The organism is Synergistales bacterium (genome assembly GCA_021736445.1).
GTDB lineage: Bacteria > Synergistota > Synergistia > Synergistales > Aminiphilaceae > JAIPGA01.
On the sequence record JAIPGA010000043.1, the window covers coordinates 1 to 18640 of the forward strand.

Here is an 18640-nt window from a genome sequence, read left to right on the forward strand (position 1 = left end):
GTCGGCGGTGCTGCCGGCGAATCCGGCAAGCACCGAATGCTCCTGCAGGGAGCGGACCTTCCGGGCGCTCGCTTTGATGATCTGGTTTCCCATGGTCACCTGGCCGTCACCGGCCATGGCGACGCCTGTTTCGTTCCGTACGCAGAGTATGGTCGTGCCTGTGAACATTGCTGTCATCCTCCCGAGCGCGGGTGCGCGGACATATAGCTGGCTTTCATCTGGTCTGTGGTGATACGCAGGTAGCGCTGGGTGGTCACCAGGCTCTCGTGCCCCATGAGTTCCTGGAGCACTCGAAGCCCTGCACCGCCTTCCAGCATGTGTGTGGCGTAGGAGTGGCGCAAAACGTGGGGGGAGACGCCGGCGATGCCCGCACGCTTCCCGGCACGCTCCACAATGCGGTGGACCGTCCGGACGGTCAGGCGGGCGTTGCCCCTGGTGCCGGGAAAGAGCGGTCCTCTGCTTCCGGTCTCTCCTTCCCAGGCAAGGAGGGCTTGCCGGGCGTAGCTGCCCACCGGGACCTGGCGCTCCTTCTTCCCCTTGCCGCTGATGCGGATCCACCGTTCGATCAGGTCGACCTCGCCCCAGTCAATCGAAACAAGCTCCGCAACGCGGAGACCGCATCCATAGAGCACCTCAAGAACCGCGCGGTCCCGCAGTGCGTACCTGCCCGCCGAACCCTCTTCGATGAGCCTGGTCACCTCTGCCGGGGCCAGGGCCCTGGGCAACCGCTGGGGCAGACTGGGCGCACGGACGGCGACGGCCACATTCCGCGGCACCTCGCCGCTTTGAACGAGATAGGCCAGCCAGCTTTTGACGGCCGAGAGTTTGCGCGCCACCGTGCTTCTGGCGTAGCCGAAGCCCATCATCTCCCGCAGGAAACGACGAATGTGGCCGGTCTCCACGGCTTCCGGCGCGTCTACCCCCTGGGCAAGCAGAAATTCGGCGAACTGGGCGAGATCCACGGCGTAGTTCAGCACCGTGTGGTCCGACCGGCCGAGGGCGTGTCCCATATAGTCCATGTACCTGTCGAGACAGAGCGAGATCCGTTCTTCCATCGTCGGCTATTGTAGCACTTTTTCCACCAATATGAGAAGATTCTGAAGAAAGGTACGCCGATCCGGCTGTCCGGAATGCCGACAGCGGCGACGGAGCCCTCAGGGGATCTCGCCGAGGGGGGCGCAGCAGGCTCCATCGCCGGCGAGGAAGGCGGCGAGGTGTGCGGCGGCGCGTTCGGCCGTGTACTGACAGCGCTCCCGGCGCTTTCTGATCTTGCGTTCGGGCTTGGGGAAGAGGCCGAGATTGAGGTTCATGGGCTGGAAGTACCGGGTCACCGCCTCCTGCAGATAGGCCAGCAGGGCGCCGATGGCGGTCTCCCGGGGCCAGACGGGAAGCCTGTGTCCTTCGAGAAGACAGTGCATGTGCAGGGCCGCGGCGAGCCCCATGGCGGTGCTCTCGGTGTAGCCTTCCACACCGACCAGCTGCCCCGCCAGGAAGAGCGCTTCGCTTCCCTGGAGACGCAGCCAGGGGTCGAGCACCTGCGGGGCGTTGACGTAGATGTTTCGGTGCATCACGCCGAGTCGCACGAACTCCGCCGATTCCAGGCCGGGGATCATCCGGAAGACCCGGCGCTGTTCGCCCCATTTCAGGTTGGTCTGGAAGCCCACCATGTTGTAGAGCGACCCCTCCAGGTTGTCCTGTCGGAGCTGCACCACGGCGTGGTAGCGCTCTCCCGTATGGGGATCGGGAAGGCCGACGGGCCGCATGGGGCCGAAGGCCAGGGTGTGCTCGCCCCGCTCGGCGAGGATCTCCACGGGCACACAGCCCTCGAAGAAGCGGGCGTCCTGCTCGAAATGATGCCGGGGGCTGCGCTCGGCGGCCACGAGGGCTTTCCAGAAACGGTTGTAGGCGGTTTCGTCCATGGGGCAGTTGATGTAGTCCTCGCCGCGGCCCCAGCGGCCGGCCCGGTAGGCAACGGTCCTGTCGATGCTCTCCTCGGTGACGGTTGGCGAAACGGCGTCGAAAAAGGAGAGAAACCCGCCGACCCGCTCCTGCAGCGCTGCGGCCAGGGGTTCGCCGGTGAGGGGACCGGTGGCGATGATGGCCGGTTCGGAGGGAAGCCGGACACACTCCTCCCGGCGGACCTCCACCAGGGGATGGCCCTCCAGGGCCTCCGTAACGCTGTCGGCGAAGCGTTCCCGGTCCACGGCCAGAGCGCTCCCCGCGGGAACGGCGTGCTCCCGGGCCCTGCGCAGCACCAGACTCCCCAGGCTGCGCAGCTCCTCTTTGAGAATGCCCGCCGGACTGCCGGTGTTGTCGGCGCCCAGGGAGTTGCTGCAGACCAGCTCGGCCAGCCTGTCGCCGGTATGGGCCGGGGTCATCCGACGGGGACGCATCTCGTAGAGCCGCACCTGGTGGCCGCGGACGGCCAGCTGCCAGGCAGCCTCGGCGCCGGCCAGACCACCGCCGACCACGGCAACGCAGGGACCGCTCATTCGTCGGATCCGCCTTCCGATGTCTTCCGGGAAGCGGAGCCTGTGGTTGCCTTGCTGCCCTTCGCTGCAGCGGCGCTCTTCCGCTTTTTCCCGCCGCCCGATTTGGCGGCGGTCTCCCTGGCCTTGGTCCCTTTGCTTCCGGCGCTCTTGGTGGTGCCTTTCTTCCTGGAGGTGCTCTTTTTGGCCGTACTCTTCCCGCCGCCTTTGGTCTGCTGCTTCTCCGTCCCGCCGGACTCGTCGTCCGCCCCGCTGTCGGTCTTGCGGGGCGCCTCGAAGGGGAGACAGACGGGCCCTTCACTCTTCTTGCGGATGGCCATGTAGCCGCCCTCGCAGCGCTCGCCGGTGGGCTGAGCCCAGGAGATGAAGTCGCAGTCGGGATAGCGGGAGCAGCCGTAGAAGGTCCGTTTGCTCTTCCGGCTCCTGCGTTTGACCACGTCGCCTTCGCCGCATTTGGGACAGGTGACGCCGATGGTCTTGAGGATCGGCCGCGAGTAGGTGCAGTCCGGATAGGCGGAACAGGCGATGAACTCGCCGTAGCGGCCGTGCTTGATCACCAGCGGTGCACCGCACTCGGGACAGTCCTCGCCGATCTCCCGCACGGGCAGCTTGACCCGCTCCGCCTTCTCCTCGGCTTCCTTGAGTGTAGAGGAAAAGGGGTTCCAGAAATCGCCCACCACGGCGCGCCACTGCCGTTCGCCGGCTTCCACATCATCGAGTTCGTTCTCCATGGCTGCGGTGAAATCTACGTTGATGACCCCATCGAAATACTGGACCACAAAGTCGTTGACGATGGTCCCCAGTTCGGTGGGCGCCATGCGCCGATCCTCGTCGGCCTGGACGTAGGTGCGGTCGTAGAGGGTCTGGATGATACTGGCGTAGGTGGAAGGACGGCCGACCCCCTTTTCCTCCAGGACCTTGACCAGTCCGGATTCGGTATACCGTGCCGGCGGCTTGGTGAAGCGCTGCTCCTGTTTCACCTCGTCCACGGCGAGCTCCTCCCCTTCGTGGGCCTCGGGGATCTCGCCCTCTTTGAGCTCCAGGGGCCAGACCTTGCCCCAACCGTCGAAGAGGAGGTTGGCGCCCTGCTGTTTCAGTGTGTAGGGCCCGGACGCAGCCTCCACGGTATGCCGGGAGATGCGGGCCGAGGCCATCTGGCAGGCGACGAAGCGCCGCCAGATCAGGTCGTAGAGACGGTACTGGTCGTTGGTCAGGCTCTCCCTGATGGCTGAGGGCTCCAGCGACACGTTGGTGGGGCGCACCGCCTCGTGGGCGTCCTGGGCTCCCTTGCCGGAGGCGTAGACCCGTGTTTTGGAGGGAAGGTAGTCCTTCCCGAAGCTGTTGCTGATGTGGGCCCTCGCGGCCTTCAGCGCCTGGGGGCTGAGCCGCAGGCTGTCGGTCCGCATGTAGGTGATGAGCCCCTGCTGGCCCCGTCCGGCGATCTCCAGACCCTCATAGAGCTGCTGGGCGATACGCATGGTCTTGCGGGGCGCAAAGCGAAGCCGCCTGGAGGCCTCCTGCTGGAGGGTACTGGTCTTGAAGGGCGGCATGGGGGTGCGTGTGGTCTCCTTCTTCTCCGAGGAGACCACCACCAGCGGCCCTTTCCGGACGATGTCCGCGATCTCGGCGGCCATCCCGGCGTTGGTGATCTTGACATTCCTGCCGTTCTTCTTGGCGACCCGGAGGGTGAAGCGTCGGCCATCCCCGGCATGCGCCAGCGCATCGAGCAGCCAGTACTCCTCGGGGACGAAGCTGTTGATCTCCTTTTCCCGTTCCACGATCAGGCGAAGCCCCACGGACTGCACCCTGCCCGCCGAGAGACCGGGTTTGATCTTCTTCCACAGCAGCGGGCTGAGGGAGTAGCCCATGACTCGGTCCAGGACCCGCCGGGCCTGCTGGGCGTCGATCTTCCGTCCGTCCAGGGTGGTGGGTTCCTTGACGGCCTCGCGGGCCGCCTCTTTGGTGATCTCGTACATCCGGATCCGCAGCGCCTGTTCCGTGTCGAGCTCCAGCAGCTGGGCGAGGTGCCAGGCGATGGCCTCCCCCTCACGGTCCGGGTCGGAGGCCAGCAGCACGCGGTCGCTCTTTTTCACCTGTTTCCGGAGAGCGTTCACCACCTTGCCTTTGCCGCGGACCATGATGTACTCGGGTTCGAAGTTGCTGTCGATGTCCACACCCAGGCGGCTCTTGGGCAGGTCGCGGATGTGTCCCACGCTCGCTTCTATCTCATACCCCGCACCGAGATGCTTTTTCAGTGTCCGCGCCTTGGCGGGGGATTCTACAATGACAAGTGTCTTTTCGGCCATATAATCACCCTAGCAAAGATGTCGTTGCGGTACGATTCGATCCGGTGCATCGCCTGTCTGTTCGATGGGATCCCAGTCGGGCCAGGCGCAGGCCGCCCAGAAGAGCTCCCGGAAGCGCTCCTCGCCGACTGCCCGCCCTTCGGCGGCTGCGAGGCCCAGCGCCGTCTGCAGCGCACGTTCCACGCAGCGTTCGTACCCCTGCCCTTCGGCGAGGATACTGTGGGCCATTGTCCGTGCTTCCACCGTGAGAGAACGGAGCTCAATGGCGTGAAAGGTTCGAATGGGCACTGCTCCACCTCCGCTTTATGACGAAAAAAACCTGGCCCGCCACCGGCCGGGGCCGGACCGATAGACCAGTCCTTTTCCTTCAAGGATCGTGACGAGACGCGTCACCTCAGCGGCGCTCATTCTACTGACTGCGGCGATGGTGTCAACAGTCTGATCGCCCCGCTCCCGGACAAACCCGAGCACCGCATGCTCTTCTTCCGAGGCGGTGCCGTCGGTGTAGGTGTCCCCCGGGGGCTCGTCGGGGGGGAAGAGGTGTCTCTGCCTGGGAGCGTAGAGGTCGGCAAAGGCGGCGATATCCGTCAGGGGGAGGGCTCCGTCGCCGATGAGCCTGTTGCTGCCCCGGCAGACCTCCTCGTCGATCCTGCCCGGCACGGCCCAGATCTCCCGCCCTATGTCGGCGCCGAGCCGGGCGGTGATCATGGCGCCGCTCTTCCGCGGCGCTTCGACGATCACGACCCGTCCGGCGAGGGCGGCGATCAGCCGGTTTCGTTTGGGGAACATCCAGCCCTGTCCGGACATCCCCAAAGGATACTCGCTGACCAGCCCTCCTCCCACCTCGAGGATCCGTGCAAAGAGTTCCTCGTGCCGGCTGGGGAAAACCCGGTCGACCCCGTTGCCGAAGACGGCCACGGTCCGGCCGCCCTGGTTCACGGTGCCGCCGTGGGCCGCTCCATCCACACCGGCGGCCCCGCCGCTGACCACCGCACAGCCCCGTCGGGCGAGGGCCTGCCCGATTTCCCGCGCCACATGCCGCCCGTAGGCGGTGGTCCTGCGGGTGCCCACCACAGCAGCGGCTCCGGCGCCCGAGGCAAGCGTGCCGCGGAGGTAGAGCAGAAGCGGCGGGTCGGGGAGGTCCCACAGGGAGTCCGGGTAGGTGGGGGACTCCACGTGGACAAGCTCCACATCGCTGCGGCAGCAGGCGGCGTACTCCTCCTCCGCCCATCCGGACTGCAGCAGCCTGGTGAGCCTGGCCGCTGCCGTCTCGCTGCACCCAAGCTCCCTGACCCCCTGCTCGGCGCCCTCGGTGACGATCTCCTCCACCGGCGTCCCGGCGATTCTCCACTCCCGCCAGTGCCGGGCGTTCGCCGAACGGAGGCAATTCAGCAGAAGCAGTGTCTTTACTGTGGTGTCCATGCGCTCACCCCACAACGGTAGGAGACGGCCTCGGCGAGATGGGTGGCGGTGAGGCCGTCCTCACACTGAAGATCGGCTATGGTGCGCGAGAGACGCAGGATTCGGCTGAGGCCGCGTCCCGTGAGATGAAACTGTCTGGCCAGATCGCCGAGAAAGTCCTGCTCTCCATCACCGAGGGCAATCCGTTTCCGGAGCAGTTTCTCGGGGATCTCGGCATTGCAGCTGTATCCGTCGTCCTTCCAGCGGCGGCGCTGCCGCTCCCGGGCCGCTTCGACACGCTCCCGCACCACGGCGCTGGATTCGCCGGAGGGCTCCATGGAGACCAGCTCCTCCGGGGTCAGCCGGGGGATGGTGACCTGCAGGTCGATACGATCCAGCATGGGCCCGGAGAGCCGCTTGCCGTACCGGTCGAGCTCGGCGGGCGAACAGCGGCAGGGCTGGACCGGGTCGCCGAGGTAGCCGCAGGGACAGGGGTTGGCCGCCGCCACCAGCAGCACCCGGCAGGGATAGGTGACGCTGCCTGTGGCCCGGCTGATGGAGATGATGCCGTCCTCCAGGGGCTGCCGGAGCGCTTCCAGCAGATCGCGCCGGAACTCCGGGAACTCGTCGAGGAAGAGCACGCCCCGATGGGCAAGGCTCAGTTCGCCGGGGCGCAGCGAGGCGCCGCCGCCGCAGAGGGCCACGGTGCTGGAGGTGTGGTGGACCACCCGAAAGGGAGGACTGACATCCCGGGGAAGCGACATGCCCAGGGTGCTCCGCACCAGCAGGGTATCCAGATACTCCTGCCGGTCCAGCGGCGGGAGGATGCCCTTGAGGGCCCTGGCGAGCATGGTCTTGCCCGAACCCGGCGCGCCCACCATAAAGATGTTGTGGTGACCGGCTGCGGCGATCTCCACCGCCCGCTTGGCGCCGTCCTGCCCTTTGATATCGCTGAAATCGGGGTCAACGGCCTGCCCCCTGGTGTCCTGCAGGGGCGTGGTGGCGAGGGGTTCCCTGGGAGGGTGATCGTCGGGGTACAGCAGCTCGCCGAGATGACCGACAGAGTAGGCGGTCACGCCGGGGACGAGGGCGACCTCCCGGGCGTTCTCCTCGGGCACGTAGAGCGGCATATCGAGGTGTTTGGCAAGAAGCGCCGCCGGTACGGCGCCGCGGACGTAGCGCAGCCTTCCGTCCAGAGCCAGCTCGCCCATATAGAGCGCCGATGCCACGGAGGAACATGTCCCCTCCTTCAGGGCCATGCCCAGAGCCATGGGCAGATCGAGCAAGGCCCCTTCCTTGGGAAGGTCCGCCGGGGCGAGGTTCACCGCCACGCGGCCCCGGAGCATCACCCCCACCGAACGGAGCGCCGCCCGGACACGCTCCCGGGCCTCCCGGACCGCCGGGTCGGGCAGCCCCACCACGGAGATGGTGAAGAGCCCTCCGGTGATCTCCGTCTCCACCTCCACCTGCACGGCCTCGATGCCTTTGAGTGTCACGCCGAAGATCGCCGTCACGGCCCCGCCTCCCCTGTGATGTCCCGGATGTGCCGCAGTGTGCAGCGGTGCTCTTCCTTCACGGTCAGGGCCAGGAGATCGATCCGCCAGTTGCCGCGCCACCGGAGGCGTTCCACATAGGCCCCCGCGGCGGTGCAAAGCCTCCGGAGCTTCCGCGGACCCACCGTGGTCGCGGCCGGCTGCATCCAGCCCGCCTTGCGGGTCCGTACCTCCACAAAGACCAGCTCGTCACCGTCGGTACAGACCAGATCGATCTCCTTCCCCGCAATCCTCAGATTCCGTTCCGTTACCTGCCACCCCAGGGTCTCCTCAAGGTAGCGGGCGGCGGCCTCCTCGCCCCGCCGCCCCATCTCGGCCCGTTGCATGTCAGGGGCGGTACTCCCTGTCTACGTTGTAGATAAAGGCCAGGATGCGGGCCACCGTCTCGTAGAGCTCCTCGGGGATCTCCTCGCCCAGCTCGAGCACCAGGAGCGCACTGACCAGCGCCGCATCCTCAACGATGGGGACCTCGGCATCCCTGGCGATCTCCACGATCCGCTCGGCGACACGCCCCTTGCCGGAGGCCAGTACCCGGGGCGCCTCGTCCTCCCGCTGGTTGTAGCCGAGGGCGGCCGCCTTGTTCTGCTCTCTCCTGTCCGTCACGGTCAGATCTCCATGTCGATGTGAGGGTACCGGGAGAGCTGTCCCCGCTTCCCCGATCCGCCTGTTTCCCCCACACCGAGGCTGGACACGGGGAGCCCCAGCTCCCGCAGCTCGCTGTCCAGCTCGGACAGGCGGGACCGGAGAACCGAAGCGGCCCAGGCGCCTTCCGTCCTGAGTCCGGCGTTCATCTTCTCGCCGTCTCCCGAGACCTCGCCCTCCACCGTACCGAGGGCGACGCCGTCGATATCAAAGTGGACACGCCAGATCTTCTTTCCTTCATACTCCTCCACGTGGGCGCTGATCTTGGCCAGCTCGGTGAAATCCTCCCGGATGGGCCACCAGGCGGGCGCGAGCAGCGAGGGGTCCACACCCTCCCTGGAGGGGCGGGAGAGCATGCCGTGGGCCTCCAGAAACTCGCCCACCTCGGGGTCCTCGGCGGCCAGCTCTTTGAGGGAGAAGCGTTCCCCTGCGGCAATCCGTTTTCTGATCAGGCTGCGGGCCCGCTTCCAGAGCGACTGGGCCTTCTGCCCGTCGAGCTGGAGATACCAGCCTACCAGCTGGACGTTCCGCTCCGTCAACGGCAGCGAACGGGCCCAGAGCTCCACCAGCGATCCGAGGGTCTGCGGCTGTCCGCCGAGACGGGTCCAGGCCTGCTGGATCTGCTTCATCACGCCCTCCGAGAGCGGTAGCCCCCGGGAGAGCAGGCTGCTCGCCACCTCCCGGGACTGCCCGGTGAACCGGGCGAGCAGCGCCAGGTCCTCGCTGCGCAGTCGCAGCAGCGGCGGTGCGGTGGTGGCGTCCCAGACGGCCTGGAACCGCTGCCCAGCCGCGAGCGGCAGGTTGGCCATGGCCTTGAGGGTGTAGCCGGCCACACGCACCGTGTAGGCGTTGTTCCCCTCTGCGGAGACCACCACGCCCTTGACCAGCGCTCCGTTGGGGATATTGGGCTTCCCCCGGGCTGTCGCACCGGCCTGCTGGGTCTGTCGCCCGGCGATCCCCTGCTGCTGGGTGGGCTGGATCTGTCCGGAGGAGGCTCCGTTAATCCCGTAGGGCATCTCTACTCACCACACGCAAAACTCCGTCTATGGATCGGCGAGAGGCCGATCTCATGCACCAGGACCCGGTGTTCCCGGGTGGGATAGCCCTTGTGGCGGCGGAATCCCCAGTGGGGATAGAGCCGGTCCAGGGCCACCATAGCCCGGTCGCGCAGCACCTTGGCGACCACGGAAGCGGCGGCTACCGGCAGGACCTTCTCGTCGCCGCCGACCACGCCGCGCTGCGGGAAGGGCAATCCCGGAATCGGCGCCCTGCCGTCGACCACCACCAGATCCGGCGCCAGGGGAAGCTGCATGACACTGCGGTACATCGCCCAGAGGGATGCCCTGAGGATGTTCGTCCTGTCGATCCTCACCGCCGACGCGGCCTGGGCCCGCCAGAGGATTCCCCACTCCCGGAAGAGAGCAAAAAACTCCTCCCGTTTCCTGGGGGAGAGCTTCTTGCTGTCCTTCAATCCGGAGGAGGCCAGGCCGCGCAGCTGCTCTCTGGTGGCCATGACGGCGGCGGCCACCACCGGGCCGGCCAGCGGACCGCGTCCCGCCTCGTCCACGCCGACGACAATCATGGTTCCAGCGTCCTCCCCGGGTGTTCCAGGGTACAGCGACCCAGTCGGCCTGCGGCAAAGCGTTCGCAGAGGCTTTTGCCCGCCTGCTCCAGGTCCACCACACCGCCCGGGCGGAGGCAGCCTGTCATGCGGCCGATCTGCTCCAGCTTGTCGCTCCCGTCGTCAACGGGCCGTGGGAATCTCTGGGCTACCCGTTCCCAGAGTCCCCGGGCCTCCAGACAGTCGATCAGGCCTTTGGCGAGGGTTTCGTAGTCGCCCACCACATCGCCCCGGGTGCAGCCGATCCAGACCAGGGCTCTGCTCACCCCGGTGCCGGACTTGGGGTCCAGGATGCCCGGGGAATCCACCAGGAGCAGCCCCTCCTTGCTTTTGTACCAGGAAACCGCCTTGGTCACCCCCGGTACGGCGCCGATGGAGGCCTTGCTCTTCCCGGCCAGAAGATTGAGCAACCGCGATTTGCCCACATTGGGAATCCCCACAACCGCCAGCCGCGGTGCTCTGTGAGAGGGGGCAAGGCTATGGAGCTGCTTTTTCAGTGGATTGATGCCGCCGCTCCGCAGATTCGCCGCCCAGACCATGTCGCCGTCGCTCCGCAGCCGGTCCAGCCACTGACACGTTCCACTCTCCTCGGCCAGATCACGCTTGGAGAGCACTCTCCATACCGGACGCACCCTGGACAGTGCCTCCGTGTCCGGAGAGGCCGTCAGCTGCGGGGCTCTGGCATCGCGCACCTCGATGAAGACATCCACCTTCCCCGCCAGAGCCCGGAGCTCGCGCTTCCCCCTGGCCATATGGCCGGGATACCAAACGGTTCGGCCCGCCATCGCCTAGTCGACCAGACCTATCCTGCTGGGGGGCCAATAGCGGAAGAAGACTGGCCCCTTCATGTCGCTTTTGGGCACGAATTTCTTGAGCCAGAAGCGGGCGTCCTGGGAGTTGGGCCGATTGTCCCCCATCATGAAGTAGTGTTCCTCCGGAACCTTGAGGGGCGGCATGGTGTAGCTGTCCCGAAATTCGACATAGGGTTCGTCCAGGGGCTCCCCGTCGATGTACACCATCCCCTTTTCCATGGAAACGGTCTCGCCGGGCTCTCCAATGATCCGCTTGACGAAGTCCCTGGTGGGATCGTCGGGGAACTTGAACACCACGATGTCACCCCGCTTGGGTTCGGTGAAGGTGTACCAGAACTTGGCGACCAGCACACGGTCCTGCGGTTCGAGGGTGGGCTTCATGGAACCGCTGGGGATCCAGAAGGCCTGTACGACGAAAGTCCGGAGCACCAGGGCCAGAACCAGCGCCCAGAGTATTGTTTCCAGTGTTTCGCGCCACCACGGTTTGACTGCCATTATCATGCCTCCCAGTATTGTGCATTCTTCGACCGGCGTACCGACGTCTTTCGCTTTTCTCCTGTATTCGTTGCTGCATCCCGGGGACGGAAGGGGAAGCATACACCGGTTCCGCGGTGTCTACAATGGAGGGTCCTCCCTCACTGTTATCGACCCGTACGGGGAAACGATCAAATACCAATCGGGAACGACGCAGGGATCCCGGCGGCATCGCATCTTCAGCGTAAAACCAGGCACGAACATCCCATACCGGGGAAGGTAATAGGACCTGTCGCTTCCATGGCCCCGCAACTGAAAGAAACAGGCTCCCCCGGAACTCCACGTTTCCGCGGTTCCGTCCTGCCATATCAGCAAGAGGGTCTCGGAAAGCGAGGCATTGGGGAGATAGAGCCTGAACCAGCGGCCGCTAGCCAGGGATTCCATGCACTTCCTCTGCAGCCACATCCTGCAGTTCTCTCCGGCTTTCCGAACCTCCGCCGGCGTGTTCCCGCCGGCGTTCTCCATCATGAGCCCCACACCGCCGACAAGGGCTGCAACGATCATCGTGACCACAAGACACTCGACAAGCGTGGTGCCCCCGGCACCCCCGCCGGGGGTGAGGATACCCCGGTCACGGTGCCGGGGGTGTGGGCAACACCCCCGGCATGAGCGGGGTCTATTCCGTAAGGCTCTGATACCCCAGCTGAAGAACCTTGAAGTTATCATCGCGGTGCTTGGGCGGGGCCAGGGCCCCTACGGCGCTGTGCATCTCCTCGTAGGAGAAGCCGCCGAGACCGAGTGCCGACATCGCACCGAGGATCAGGACGTTGAGAAAGAGGAAGCGTCCTCCCATGTGCTCCCGCAGCAGATCGTACCCCTGCAGTGTCCGGAGCGCAATCCTCTGCCGGGAACAGTGGTTCTGCAGATTGCCGTTGTCCAGATCGGCGGGCTGGTGGATGTTGAGCACCGCCGTCCCGCCTGGTTTGAGGTAGTCCAGGTTGCGGATCCCTTCACCCTGTTCGAAGGCAAGCAGGATATCGGCCTCTCCTTTCCGCACCAGAGGGCTGCGGTAGGGCCCGATCTTGACGTGACTGACGACGGATCCACCACGCTGGGCCATGCCGTGCACCTCACTGCCCATGACATGTTCGTCCCGCATCCGCGCCACATACCCGATAACCCGGCTGCTGAACAGGATCCCCTGACCACCGAGACCTACAATAACAACCCGCATCTCTACTCAGCCCCCTCTTCCTGTTTCACGATGGCATTCTGAGGACAGGCCGCGATACAGACACCGCACTGCACACAGAAGCGCTCATCGATGTAGGCCTTGTTGTTCTGCTCGTCGAAACGCAGACCAGGGCAGTTGAAGAAATCGATACAATACCGGCAGCCGATGCATTTCTCCGGATCCACCGCAACGGGAATACGCTCCTGCTCGCACCGGAGGAGCATGCAGGGGTGTTTGAAGATCAGCACCGCCGGCTCCCGGTGCTCCCGGGCGTGGTCCCAGGCATCCTTGACGAACTCCTTCGCCGAGGGGACATTGTAGGGGTCCACGGTCTTGACATACTCCACGCCACAGCCGCGACAGACACCCGCGATGTCCACACTCCGGCCCTCGTCGCCCTTGCGCAGTTTGCTGCCCACGGCGGGGTTCGGCTGCCCCCCCGTCATGGCGGTGATGCTGTTGTCGAGGATGGCCAGAACAAAGGAATGTCGGTTGTAGACGGCGTTCACGAGCCCGGGCAACCCCATATGGAAAAAGGTGGAATCCCCGATGGTCGCCACGATGGGACGTTCGTTGCTGTCGACCTTGTGGGCCAGGTAGAACCCCGAAGGCTGGGTGGCGGAGGCGCCCATACAGATCACGGAGTCCACGGTCTTCTGGTTCACCCCCAGGGTATAGCAGCCGATATCGGAGGGGAAGATCCCCTTCGGCAGCGCCTCGCGTATGGCGAGGAAACTGGCCCTGTGGGGGCATCCCGGACACATCATGGGCGGGTTGGGACGAATCCCGAGTTCCTCCACAGCCTTCCCCAGCAAATCGTCTTCCGGCGATTGCGGACTCTCCCCCAGGGCATCCAGGATGATCCCTTCGATGATCTCCGGCAGCAGCTCACCGGCACTGGGGACGGCACCGTTCCAGCGGCCCTTGACAGCCTCCCTGTTGTGGAGCTGGTTCTCGATCACCGGGTAGGTCTCCTCCAGCACCAGCACATTGTCGTGGCGGGAGATGAAGTCCTCCACCTTACCGAGCGGCAACGGCACGGGCGTACCGATCTTGAGCACCGCGATGTCGGTGCGGCCCCAGCTATCGAGGAGATCCTTGACGACAGCGAAGGAGACCCCGCCGGCGATGATGCCCAGCTTGGCCTCGCCTTCCGCGGGAAGCTCGTAGTTGTACTTGTCGTACCGCTGCTCGAATTCCTCCCGGATGGCCCGGTTCTTCTCGTTCAACCGTGGATGGCTGGTGCGGACATTGGCGGGGAGGCAGACCCAGCGCTTGATGTCCTTTTTGAATTGCGCCGGGCGTTCGGTGGCGATCACCTCGCCCAGCTCCACATCCTGTCTGCAGTGATCGACCCTGCCCGTGGGCCTGAGCATGGTCACCAGATGGTGGCGCTCGGAGAGCTCGTAGGCGTCAAAGACCATCTCCTTGGCCTCGGCGGCTGTGGAGGGATCGAAACAGGGGATCTTGGCGAACATGGCGAAGGACCTGCTGTCCTGTCCGGTCTGGGAACTGTGCGGACCGGGGTCGTCGGCGACAACCAGCAGAAAGCCGCCGGCGATGTCGAAGTGCGCCACGCTCATCAATGCGTCGGAGGCGACATTGAGCCCCACCTGTTTCATGACGGCGGCACTGCGTTTCCCGGAGAAGCCGGCCGCCGCGGCCACCTCGAAGGCCACCTTCTCGTTGGTGCACCACTCTACAGCCGTATCTGTTGCCAGCGCATCGGCGAAAGCCGCAACGGCAGGCAGTATCTCCGAGGAAGGGGTGCCGGGGTAGGCTGTAGCCACCTCGCAGCCCGCCTCGACGATTCCGCGCGCGATGGCCTCGTTTCCAAGGAGGATCTGACGTTCGTTCATAGGGGTATCACCTCTCTGGCGTTGTCGCCGTCGTAAGATTTTCCAGCAAGGGCAACCGCTTTTCGGGATGGCGGAGCAGCTTCCCGTGGGCGTCGCAAAAACCGTGCTTCGTCCACCCCTCGGCACAGACCCGGCCGTCCTCGTTTTCCACCACATAGGTGAAGCTGATGCTGTTCCGCCTGACGGTCTCCACAGCTGTAACAAGGGTGACCGTCTCGTCGTAGCGGGCCGGGCGTTTGTACCGACAGCGGGCCTCCACACAGGGGAGGAATACCCCCTGTTTCTCCCATTCGGCATAGGGCACACCCCACTGCCGACACAAATCGGTGCGGCCTATCTCGAACCAGTCGAGGTAGTTCGCGTAGAACACGACGCCCATCTTGTCGGTTTCACCGTAGCGAACGCGGATTGGCGTCCGTACCTCGTTCTGCACTATCCTCCACCTCCGTACCGTTCAGAGGACCCAGGGTCGCCGGATCCTTCACTCGCCACAATATACCTGGTGCACCATCATCATGCATGCGTCCATCACGACGTCGCAGCCTTCCGCTTCGAGCCGCTGCTTCAATGCCTCGTTTTCCGCTCCCGGCTGCATCCACACCACCGGCTTGTACCCGAGTTGCTCCATCTCCTCTACCACAGGCTCCTGCTTGCCGGGCCCCACAAAGAGGGCCACCACATCCACCTGCTCCGGCAGCTCCCCAAGCGACCCAAGACAATGAAGGCCCTGGATCGTCTCGCCGCTGTGGCCGGGATTTACGGGGAAAAGTCGGAATCCCTGACCGGTCAGGTACTCCATCACCTCGTAGACGGGACGCTCCTGCTTGGGCGAGGCACCGACAATCGCTACCGTCGATGGGGTGCACACATAGGCATCGATGATCCCTGCCTGATCCACCGCTGTCACCTCCTTCATTCCAAGGTCTCTCTCCTGCGCTCCCGGTCCCGGCTGAGCACGCTGTCTTCCGGCCTGCCGTCTGGTTCGCACGCCCCGGGGCGGCCCTCGTACAGGGACAGCGGGATCGGGCATCGGCCGGTCCGTTCTGCTTCTGCCGGCATCCTGTCATGCTGCAGCCTTCTGTCTCGGGAATCCTTGCGGCGCAAGGCTTTGCCGAACTCATCCAAAGGTGGTACAATCTCCTGCAGCGGAGGACTGGCCGAGTGGTCAAAGGCGGTTGACTTGAAATCAACTGAGGTGCAAGCCTCCGGGGGTTCGAATCCCTCGTCCTCCGCCAGAATGCTGTTTTCAAACGGCGCCCCTGGGGGGCGCCGTTTCGTTTTTACGGCAACGGCGGCGTGTACCGCACCCGCACGCTCCCCACCAGGTGCATATCGATACGCAGTGCCGCCTCTTCCACCAGTACATCGGAAAAACGCACCTCGTCGATCTCCCCGCTGAGCTGCAGGCCCGGCGCGACAGCAACCTCCCGGAGCGACCTGTCCACCGTTGCCCTGGCCTCTCTGATATCTTCGGAGAGCGGAAAGACGGCACGCTGTTCAAGCTGCCCGGCAATCGGGGCCTTCAGCAACCAGGCGGCCCCCTGCAGGAGGGCATTGGTGGTGTTGGCATGGAACTCCAGGTCTGTGAGGGAGAGCTCCCCGGCTGCACGGTCGAAACGGGGCGTGCCGACCAGATAGAGGGTGCCGTGGGTACCAAAGAGCCGCCAGGGAGCCTCGGCGTGGAACCGCGCCCGGAGGATCAGCTGTCCTCCACTGGGCATACAGCTCAGTTCATCGAGCTTCAGCCTGCCTCCGTTGGGCAGGCTGAAGCCTTGCGGGGGCATCGCTTCCATCAGGTGCCTCTCCAGGGCGCCGTAGCTCACCTGCAGAGGGAGGTGCAGCACCGAGACATCCGCCACATCCCCTCGCTCCTCCATGGGCGGCAGGGGTTCCGGTCTGATATCGGCTGACGGCTTCTCTGTCACGACCTCCAGATAGGTCGCCAGGCGCACCGGCAGAACCACGCGGTCCTGCTCCATCTGCAAGGGCCAGACGGTCAGGGAGCGGGGACGGGCCTGCAGCCAGATATCCGGCGAGGTGCTGAGCGGAATCGGCTCGTAGAGGCGCCTCCACTGTTCGTCTATGGTGTCGTGCAACTGGAGTGTACTGTTGAGCCGCCTGTCTATAGTCGGCAGTATTCTATCGATCTCCCGGTCAAGAAAATGTTCCATCAACCCGGAGACCTGGATCAATGTACCCAGGGCCTTTACGGTAGGCCGTTTCTGCCAGCTGTAGGAGATATCCGGCGAGGTCTGCACCTTCCAGTCCGGGGTGAAGCGGGGACGTGCCCCGATATGCAGCACCATGCTTCCCCTGGTTGTCTCGTGATAGCTGGCGGGGATCCCGAGGATCTTGTCCTTCCAGGCGATCCGCGCCATGAATCGCAGCGGGAGGTTCAGGTGCAGCGCGTCGGACTTGGTGTCCAGCGAAAGCGACCTGTCCCGGCTGACGATGGATGAAATCGAAAAATGGCCGTCATCATCGAGCCCCTGGTCCTTCTGCGAAAACAGGCCAATCGGGATCTGCCGCTCACAGTAGTGTTCCAGTTCCCGGAGAGGCAGCTCCACAGGCAGTGCGAGCATCGAGGATTCCCGTGCGGGAAGGGTGGGCACGGGACGTACTTCCGGGGCGTCAACGACAACCGGTTCGGGGCGGGGCATCAACAGAAAGAATCCCGCCACACCAAGCACCACTGCTCCCGCTATTCCTGCAATCCACTTCCGGCGGCGCTCCATTGGCATCCCCCTCGGCATCGAAAGACTCTGTTGCGTAACAACGTCGTATGTACTGTATCATATTTGGTAGGAGCTGTTTGGCTGGTTCTCCCGGATTTCTACAGAGAAGGCCATCCCCACATCCGGAGATGGCCCGACAAAACCCTATGAATGGAACCTGTCGCTCCGCCTACGGCGGAGCATCCTTTAGCCTCAGGGGCAGGGCGGCTCCGTGGTGGGGGTCGGCGTCGGCGCACTGGTGGGCACCGGTGTGGCTGTCGGTTCCGGCGTGGGTGTCGCTGTCGGCGCGGGTGTCGGCGTGGGCGTGGCGGCCGTCTGGCTGACACCGTATACGGCATACCGGAACTCCAGGACATCCCCGGCGCTGTCCGCATCATAGGCACCGCCTTCGTTCAGCGTGGCCGTCACCCCTGCTTCGATGTCGGCGGTCCCGATCGCATCGCCGCCGGGGCCGCCGTTCCTCCAGCTTCCCCCGGTATCCTCGAAGAGGGCGAAGTACCGGTGTTCGTCCTTTGCATGCTTCACCGGGAAGGTCACCGATACCGCCTCGCCGCTGTCAAGCCCCTCAACGACGAGCTCGCCGTACCCTGCCGCGGAGTTCTCGCTGTATCGCTCGTCCGCCGCCGCGTCGGCCGCCTGCCGTTTGTCTTCCGGCAGATCGGTGCCGGATGCATCCTGGTTGATGCTTCCGGTACCGACACTGATTTCGTCTCCCGCCACAGAGGGGTCATGATCCTCGTCCAGGCCGCCGCAGCCTCCCGCCAGGAACAGCCCGGCGACAAGCAGCATGACCGCCAGTCCTCCGTATCCCTTTGTACGATTCCCCGTTTTCACAAACCACCACCTCCTGAGCATGGAGTGTACCCGGTTCCCCGTCCACTGTCCAGCTTCATTCCGAACGGACGGTATCCCTAGCCACAACAACAGAGAAACGCTATAATAGTATTATAACCGTAGAGATTCATGCTGTGCTCCACTCTCGAAAGGAGGGGTAGGTATGCCCAAGAAGATCCTCGTAGCGATCGATCTCAGCAATATGACCAGAGATCTGGTGATGTACGGCGCCTCCCTTGCGTCACGCCTCGACGTAGAGGTCGATTTCATCCACGTGCTTCCCCATCCAACGCTGTGGCGCGGGTACGAACCGTGGCTCCCTCCGGAACTCGACAGCGAGGTCCACGGCATCGCCAAAAACAAGATCCTCTACTGGCTGGAACAGGCGGAAAAGAGATTGCAGACCGATGTGCAGCACAAGGAGCAGAAGATCATTATTGAGGAAGGGAATCCCCCGGAGCGCATCATCGCCAGGGCCCAGGACGGGGGATACAACCTGATCGTAGTGGGACACAAGGGACACAGCCCCATCGAGCATCTCCTGGTGGGGAGCACGACATCCAGTGTCGCCCGGCACGCCCACTGCAGCGTACTGATCTATCGGCCGGGATTCGACGTGTTTTAAACCGGCATCGGACACGAAACGGCACCGTGGAGACGGATGCGGGTCCGTCTCCACG

General features: G+C 64.7%; 21 protein-coding genes and 1 tRNA gene. 2 read left to right on the forward strand and 20 right to left on the reverse strand.

Annotated features, from left to right (window positions below; genetic code table 11):
- The 18 genes from K9L28_07385 to K9L28_07470 form a co-directional block, all read right to left on the reverse strand.
- Positions 1–168: HslU--HslV peptidase proteolytic subunit (locus K9L28_07385; protein ID MCF7936145.1), on the reverse strand; the 168-nt coding region annotated here is incomplete at its 3' end.
- Positions 169–173: 5 nt separating this feature from the next.
- Positions 174–1055 (reverse strand): tyrosine recombinase XerC, encoded by an 882-nt coding sequence (locus tag K9L28_07390; GenBank protein ID MCF7936146.1) that lies wholly within the window; start codon positions 1053–1055, stop codon positions 174–176.
- Between the two features lie 99 nt (positions 1056–1154).
- Positions 1155–2492 carry a methylenetetrahydrofolate--tRNA-(uracil(54)-C(5))-methyltransferase (FADH(2)-oxidizing) TrmFO gene (trmFO, locus tag K9L28_07395; GenBank protein MCF7936147.1) on the reverse strand — a complete coding sequence of 446 codons (1338 nt, stop codon included), beginning with the start codon at positions 2490–2492 and terminating at the stop codon, positions 1155–1157.
- On the reverse strand, positions 2489–4795 hold the full coding sequence (topA, locus tag K9L28_07400) for a type I DNA topoisomerase (GenBank protein ID MCF7936148.1): 2307 nt from the start codon (positions 4793–4795) through the stop codon (positions 2489–2491). Before topA ends, trmFO begins: the two co-directional genes overlap by 4 nt.
- 9 nt (positions 4796–4804) lie before the next feature.
- Entirely contained in the window at positions 4805–5083 is a 279-nt protein-coding gene (locus K9L28_07405) for a hypothetical protein (protein MCF7936149.1), read from the reverse strand.
- 15 nt (positions 5084–5098) lie between these two features.
- The gene (gene dprA / locus K9L28_07410; protein ID MCF7936150.1) at positions 5099–6217 is read right to left on the reverse strand and encodes a DNA-processing protein DprA; all 1119 of its coding nucleotides are present in this window, start codon (positions 6215–6217) and stop codon (positions 5099–5101) included.
- Positions 6202–7710, reverse strand: coding sequence for a YifB family Mg chelatase-like AAA ATPase (locus K9L28_07415; protein MCF7936151.1), 1509 nt, complete (start codon positions 7708–7710; stop codon positions 6202–6204). The genes dprA and K9L28_07415 overlap by 16 nt, the downstream gene beginning before the upstream one ends.
- Complete coding sequence (locus tag K9L28_07420) at positions 7707–8075, reverse strand: YraN family protein (protein MCF7936152.1); 369 nt, start codon at positions 8073–8075, stop codon at positions 7707–7709. Before K9L28_07420 ends, K9L28_07415 begins: the two co-directional genes overlap by 4 nt.
- 1 nt (position 8076) lies before the next feature.
- Complete coding sequence (locus K9L28_07425) at positions 8077–8358, reverse strand: EscU/YscU/HrcU family type III secretion system export apparatus switch protein (GenBank protein ID MCF7936153.1); 282 nt, start codon at positions 8356–8358, stop codon at positions 8077–8079.
- Positions 8355–9407: a flagellar hook-length control protein FliK gene (locus K9L28_07430; GenBank protein MCF7936154.1), complete on the reverse strand. Its 1053-nt coding sequence runs from the start codon at positions 9405–9407 to the stop codon at positions 8355–8357. The genes K9L28_07425 and K9L28_07430 overlap by 4 nt, the downstream gene beginning before the upstream one ends.
- Positions 9408–9409: 2 nt before the next feature.
- Positions 9410–9973 carry a ribonuclease HII gene (locus K9L28_07435; GenBank protein ID MCF7936155.1) on the reverse strand — a complete coding sequence of 188 codons (564 nt, stop codon included), beginning with the start codon at positions 9971–9973 and terminating at the stop codon, positions 9410–9412.
- Entirely contained in the window at positions 9970–10797 is an 828-nt protein-coding gene (locus K9L28_07440; protein ID MCF7936156.1) for a 50S ribosome-binding GTPase, read from the reverse strand. Before K9L28_07440 ends, K9L28_07435 begins: the two co-directional genes overlap by 4 nt.
- 3 nt (positions 10798–10800) lie before the next feature.
- Positions 10801–11319, reverse strand: coding sequence for a signal peptidase I (lepB, locus tag K9L28_07445; GenBank protein MCF7936157.1), 519 nt, complete (start codon positions 11317–11319; stop codon positions 10801–10803).
- A 120-nt stretch (positions 11320–11439) separates the two neighbouring features.
- On the reverse strand, positions 11440–11871 hold the full coding sequence (locus K9L28_07450) for a hypothetical protein (GenBank protein ID MCF7936158.1): 432 nt from the start codon (positions 11869–11871) through the stop codon (positions 11440–11442).
- Between the two features lie 103 nt (positions 11872–11974).
- Positions 11975–12532, reverse strand: a complete 558-nt coding sequence (locus K9L28_07455; GenBank protein ID MCF7936159.1) for a 2-oxoacid:acceptor oxidoreductase family protein — start codon at positions 12530–12532, stop codon at positions 11975–11977.
- Positions 12533–12534: 2 nt separating this feature from the next.
- Positions 12535–14391 carry an indolepyruvate ferredoxin oxidoreductase subunit alpha gene (gene iorA / locus K9L28_07460; GenBank protein ID MCF7936160.1) on the reverse strand — a complete coding sequence of 619 codons (1857 nt, stop codon included), beginning with the start codon at positions 14389–14391 and terminating at the stop codon, positions 12535–12537.
- A 7-nt stretch (positions 14392–14398) separates the two neighbouring features.
- The gene (locus K9L28_07465) at positions 14399–14770 is read right to left on the reverse strand and encodes an acyl-CoA thioesterase (protein MCF7936161.1); all 372 of its coding nucleotides are present in this window, start codon (positions 14768–14770) and stop codon (positions 14399–14401) included.
- Between the two features lie 102 nt (positions 14771–14872).
- Positions 14873–15289: a CoA-binding protein gene (locus tag K9L28_07470; GenBank protein MCF7936162.1), complete on the reverse strand. Its 417-nt coding sequence runs from the start codon at positions 15287–15289 to the stop codon at positions 14873–14875.
- A 249-nt stretch (positions 15290–15538) separates the two neighbouring features.
- On the opposite strand from K9L28_07470, the gene K9L28_07475 reads away from it, so the two are divergent.
- Positions 15539–15626 (forward strand) — tRNA-Ser (locus tag K9L28_07475).
- Positions 15627–15671: 45 nt separating this feature from the next.
- On the opposite strand, the gene K9L28_07480 is transcribed toward K9L28_07475, so the two are convergent.
- Both K9L28_07480 and K9L28_07485 read right to left on the reverse strand, forming a co-directional pair.
- Complete coding sequence (locus tag K9L28_07480) at positions 15672–17126, reverse strand: DUF4403 family protein (protein ID MCF7936163.1); 1455 nt, start codon at positions 17124–17126, stop codon at positions 15672–15674.
- A 192-nt stretch (positions 17127–17318) separates the two neighbouring features.
- Positions 17319–17960, reverse strand: coding sequence for a hypothetical protein (locus K9L28_07485; protein MCF7936164.1), 642 nt, complete (start codon positions 17958–17960; stop codon positions 17319–17321).
- A 163-nt stretch (positions 17961–18123) separates the two neighbouring features.
- Between K9L28_07485 and K9L28_07490 the strand changes: the two genes are divergently transcribed.
- The gene (locus K9L28_07490; GenBank protein ID MCF7936165.1) at positions 18124–18585 is read left to right on the forward strand and encodes a universal stress protein; all 462 of its coding nucleotides are present in this window, start codon (positions 18124–18126) and stop codon (positions 18583–18585) included.
- Positions 18586–18640: the final 55 nt, after the last annotated feature.